The sequence below is a fragment of the Vreelandella sedimenti genome, assembly GCF_013416325.1.
In the GTDB taxonomy this organism is placed as follows: domain Bacteria; phylum Pseudomonadota; class Gammaproteobacteria; order Pseudomonadales; family Halomonadaceae; genus Vreelandella; species Vreelandella sedimenti.
This window is the reverse complement of record NZ_JACCGK010000044.1, coordinates 1-3,965: the sequence shown is the minus strand read 5'-3', so window position 1 is coordinate 3,965 and position 3,965 is coordinate 1. Positions and strand designations below refer to the sequence as shown.

Sequence of the window (3,965 nt, the reverse complement as noted above, 5' to 3'; positions counted from 1 at the left end):
ACTCATAGAGGTCTCTCCGAATGACGATAAAAGGCAAGCCTCACAGCCTGAAGGGCGAGCACCGTTCAGGCTGAGGGAAGAGTAATCTCATGGGGTTTATGCAGCCGTCTCGGCACGCATGTGCAAGCGAAAGCGCGCTATCTGGATGATTTGATTAATGGCTGTTTGTCGCTCGGTTACGGCGTCGTTTTCAAGTCGCTTTTCGAATGCATCGAGAATGGCGTGACGATCAAGCCCTTTAACGGCAATCACGAAGGGGAAGCCGAACTTATCCTGGTAAGCCTGATTCAGCCGTTGGAAGCGCTCAAACTCTGCAGCGGTGCACTGGTCTAGGCCTGCTCCCGCCTGTTCACGGGTGGAGTCCTGGGTTAATTCGCCGGCCAAAGCGGCTTTTCCCGCTAGATCAGGGTGAGCGCGGATAACGGCAATTTGTTCATCAATCTCTGCGTTGCGAAGCACTGCTCCCATGCTGTCTGCTAATACGTCGGCATCATCATGCTGGGTGGTAAGGCCTTGTTTCCAGGCAGTTTCTGCTACCCATGGCGAGTGTTCGAATATATCGCCGTAATGGGTAAGAAAATCTTCTAAATCAAGGCTGCTAGGACGCGCTGCGTTTGAAATTAGCAACAATGTATGCTCCTTTTGTATTTTATTGTCATTCTTATTGTATACAATAAATATAGATAAATGTACTCTAAAAAGTGCTGTTATCGAAAAAAAATGGTTGTTTACGCCGGCAAAAACATTCGCGGCGTTAAAAAATGCGTCTAAAAAATCAAACAAAAGGGGTTTTCGCATGTTGAAGAGAAACCAAGCAGTGGCTAAGTATGTGTCGGTGGCCACACTTCTTGGCTGTATGTCGGCAGGTGCTCATGCGGCGGCGTGGAGTGATACGTTTGTGGGTTATCGCTATGGAACACAGTTTATGGAGCCTAATAACCCTGAAAATGTGGAGAAGCATATTCTCCAGTTCACCCATGTAAGTGGTTATTCACTGGGACAAAACTTTTTCAACCTGGATCTTCTACAGTCCAGTAATGAAGATCCCGCCAGCAACAGTGACTCAGGGGCAACGGAAGCGTACTTGACGTACCGCCATCAACTGCATGCGGGGAGCGTGTTTGATGAGCCGGTAGCATTCGGACCAGTGAGGGATATGGCACTAACCTTGGGGTTTGATCTCAACACTAAAAATACCGGCTTTGCGCCGCGTAAGCGCCAACTGGTAGTTGGGCCAACGTTTAAGTTTGACGTGCCGCGAGGCTTTGTAGATCTAAGTCTGTTTTATAGCAGGGAGTGGAACCACTGTGGCCTGCCACCCTGTGGGCTTCCCGAAAACCAGAACAGCATCTCATTTGACCCTTATTACCAAATCAATTTGGCTTGGGGGTTACCGTTTGAAGTGGCTGCGTTACCGCTAAAATTTCAAGGCTTCTATAACTACAACGGTGCGAAAGGGGATGACTACTTTGGCGATTCGACCAAGCCTGAGCAGTTAATGCGTACCTCGCTGATGCTGGATGTAGGGCAAGTCGCGTGGGGGGCGAAAAACTCGCTATGGGCCGGCGTTGGCTACGAATATTGGCGCAATAAATTTGGCAATCATGATAAGCCAGGGGTTGATACCGACGCTATGACGCTGAATGTCGAATGGCATTTCTAATATAGAAACTTAGCTGCCTAGTATTTAATTCTGAATTCAACCAATAAGTGCAGCACCTGCGGCTGCTAGCGCTTCTGCGTATTCTCCTAATAACACCTGGGCTGGGGTTCGGTATCCCAGCCGCTTTCATGATCTATCGTTGAGGTTAGAGACAACGACCCTCAGCTCTGTGTCTGACCCGTTGCGTTTTATCTCGCAGCTAATAGTGCTGCTGTGGACTCCAATGGCCCGCTGGCTGATGTCAGTCTAAAGATAGTCAAAAATTTGGTATCATTGATTCGGTTGTCGATATCCATGCCCTACTTCACTATGGCGGGTAAGACAGAGAGGATGCCGTTGCTGGCCCTCCTATTTTTACCTTGTGATCCAAAGTGCTGCGGTTATTCTATGCATCCAGACCTGAAGATTAAGCTTTTCTTTTCTCAATGGCTATATTAAAGCTATAATGCGTAAGATATATGTTTAAGAGTCATCTTGAATTTTTAAAAATATAGGAATTTAGACTATGGCATCGGTACTGAGTGATTACCTCAAAAAAGAACAGATGTTAAAGCAGCTGCAGGAAGAGCTGCAAGCGCTGGAAAATAACAGTGAGCTAAAAGCAGAGCTTGAATTCAAAGAAAGACTACAAGCGCTCATGACTGAGCACGGCAAATTAGCGCGTGACGTATGTGAAATGCTTGACCCATCTTACCGCTCTAAACCAGCAAAAGCTGGCAAGGTAAGCACAAGCAGCACAGATGGCCGTAAAAAACGCCCCTTGAAGGTCTACAAAAACCCACACACTGGCGAAACGGTAGAAACCCGTGGCGGAAATAACAAAGTCATCCAAGAGTGGAAGGCTGAATTTGGTAATGAAGAAGTTGTCGGTTGGGTTGTAAAAGTAACTGAGTAATAAAGCTGATATTTACTTCGGGGTGGCAGCGCCAGCATGGCAAAGTTACCCCTTAAAACGCTCACTGAGCCTGCTCAGTGAGCGAAAACTATTTAAGCGATGTGGTCGAAAAGGAAAGCAGCTAGTAAGTCCATCAGCCATCCGTTAATTAGCATGGCGACCAGCATTTTTCTTCACCGGTCTGTTAAGGTGAATTTAATTTCGCGACAGGTCTTCCCTGAGAATAGGTACTTCTACTCTACTGAGGCCACCCAGTCTCCATGCCTCGACTGGATTGCTACTCTCTGGCACCTTGAATGAACCCCAAACCACTCGATACGTGGTTGTGTACACAGAACCATCTCCCATAACAATCTTCGCATCAATGTGAAATCGACGCTTTTGCTCTTGCATTAATGCATCGTCAAATTCTGATGTCGTTTCAATCTCCGCTATACCGTTATCCCTGCAAGCTTCATGGAAGGCAGCGAATTTTTCCTCATAATAGAGATCAGGTTCAATTTGCCGCTGGTGCATTGAAAGATGTCTCTCTTTATCACCATCGCAGATCGCTTGAACAGCTGCTTCGACCATACCGGTTGCTGTCTCGCTGTACACTTCCTTCGCCCAAGCAAAAGGCGACAGCAGTAGAGAAAGAGTCGTAGCGGCCGAAACAGAGATTAAATAACTATTTTTAAACATTCCCATTTCCCTTTATTTTTTAGCTCCGCTAGAAACAGAGCATAAGTGTAGGACTCTTGATAACCGCCTAGGCGATAGAGGTTTTCCTCTACTGGCCGTCAGCGACCTTCTACAGCAATTCAGGCGGCGCCTTCTAATATTAGTGGCAGTGGGCGGGCTAGCAAATTTAACTTTACTAATGCAGTGATTCGCCGCTGGCGGTACTGCAATGATATTCCCTGCAGGCCCACACTCGACGTAATCTGCTGGCTACCCTATTGCAGTAGTCTGAAGCCGAGGGACGCAGGTTCAAATTCTGCTTGGGCGTGCTGAATTGTAAAAAGGGTCTGCTCNCCTGAGCTTCTGGATGATTTCGTTACTGAAGACAATCCGGTTCGGGTCATTGAAGCTTTCATTGACGCCCTCGACCTCAGGCAGCTGGGCTTCGAAGGTATTGATCCTCAAGCCACTGGACGCTCCGCGTATCACCCCGCTGTACTGTTAAAAATCTATCTTTACGGTTACCTCAACCGCGTGCAATCCAGCCGCCGTCTGGAACGTGAGGCGCACCGGACTTCAAAACAATTGTCGATTTCCGTAAGCACAATGGCAAGGCTATCCAAGGCACCTGCCGAGACTTTGTCTTGATATATCGGCGTCTGGGGCTCTTTTCACCTTCAGTGATGGCCATTGATGGCAGCAAATTTAAGGCAGTTAACAATCGAGACCGCAACTTTACCTTGGCCA

4 protein-coding genes and 2 pseudogenes are annotated in these 3,965 nt (G+C 47.6%); 3 read left to right on the top strand and 3 right to left on the bottom strand.

Annotated features, from left to right (window positions below):
- Positions 1-96: 96 nt before the first annotated feature.
- Positions 97-630, bottom strand: a complete 534-nt coding sequence (gene uraD / locus HZU72_RS23500; RefSeq protein ID WP_208458216.1) for a 2-oxo-4-hydroxy-4-carboxy-5-ureidoimidazoline decarboxylase — start codon at positions 628-630, stop codon at positions 97-99.
- A 166-nt stretch (positions 631-796) separates the two neighbouring features.
- Between uraD and HZU72_RS23495 the strand changes: the two genes are divergently transcribed.
- Positions 797-1,663, top strand: coding sequence for a hypothetical protein (locus HZU72_RS23495; protein ID WP_208458215.1), 867 nt, complete (start codon positions 797-799; stop codon positions 1,661-1,663).
- A 36-nt stretch (positions 1,664-1,699) separates the two neighbouring features.
- On the opposite strand, the pseudogene HZU72_RS24330 reads toward HZU72_RS23495, so the two are convergent.
- A pseudogene (locus HZU72_RS24330) lies at positions 1,700-1,840 on the bottom strand (IS30 family transposase); the annotation flags it as partial.
- A 328-nt stretch (positions 1,841-2,168) separates the two neighbouring features.
- On the opposite strand from HZU72_RS24330, the gene HZU72_RS23490 reads away from it, so the two are divergent.
- The gene (locus HZU72_RS23490; RefSeq protein ID WP_180096357.1) at positions 2,169-2,558 is read left to right on the top strand and encodes a histone-like nucleoid-structuring protein, MvaT/MvaU family; all 390 of its coding nucleotides are present in this window, start codon (positions 2,169-2,171) and stop codon (positions 2,556-2,558) included.
- Between the two features lie 195 nt (positions 2,559-2,753).
- On the opposite strand, the gene HZU72_RS23485 is transcribed toward HZU72_RS23490, so the two are convergent.
- Positions 2,754-3,239 (bottom strand): hypothetical protein, encoded by a 486-nt coding sequence (locus HZU72_RS23485; protein WP_180096356.1) that lies wholly within the window; start codon positions 3,237-3,239, stop codon positions 2,754-2,756.
- Positions 3,240-3,551: 312 nt separating this feature from the next.
- On the opposite strand from HZU72_RS23485, the pseudogene HZU72_RS23480 reads away from it, so the two are divergent.
- Positions 3,552-3,965, top strand: a pseudogene (locus HZU72_RS23480) (transposase); the annotation flags it as partial.

What these genes read in the sequence shown, in the direction of transcription:
- HZU72_RS23495 (WP_208458215.1), top strand. Translation starts at nt 797, where the DNA reads ATGTTGAAGAGAAACCAAGCAGTGGCTAAGTATGTGTCGGTGGCCACA.
- HZU72_RS23490 (WP_180096357.1), top strand. Translation starts at nt 2,169, where the DNA reads ATGGCATCGGTACTGAGTGATTACCTCAAAAAAGAACAGATGTTAAAG.
- HZU72_RS23485 (WP_180096356.1), bottom strand. Translation starts at nt 3,239, where the DNA reads ATGTTTAAAAATAGTTATTTAATCTCTGTTTCGGCCGCTACGACTCTT.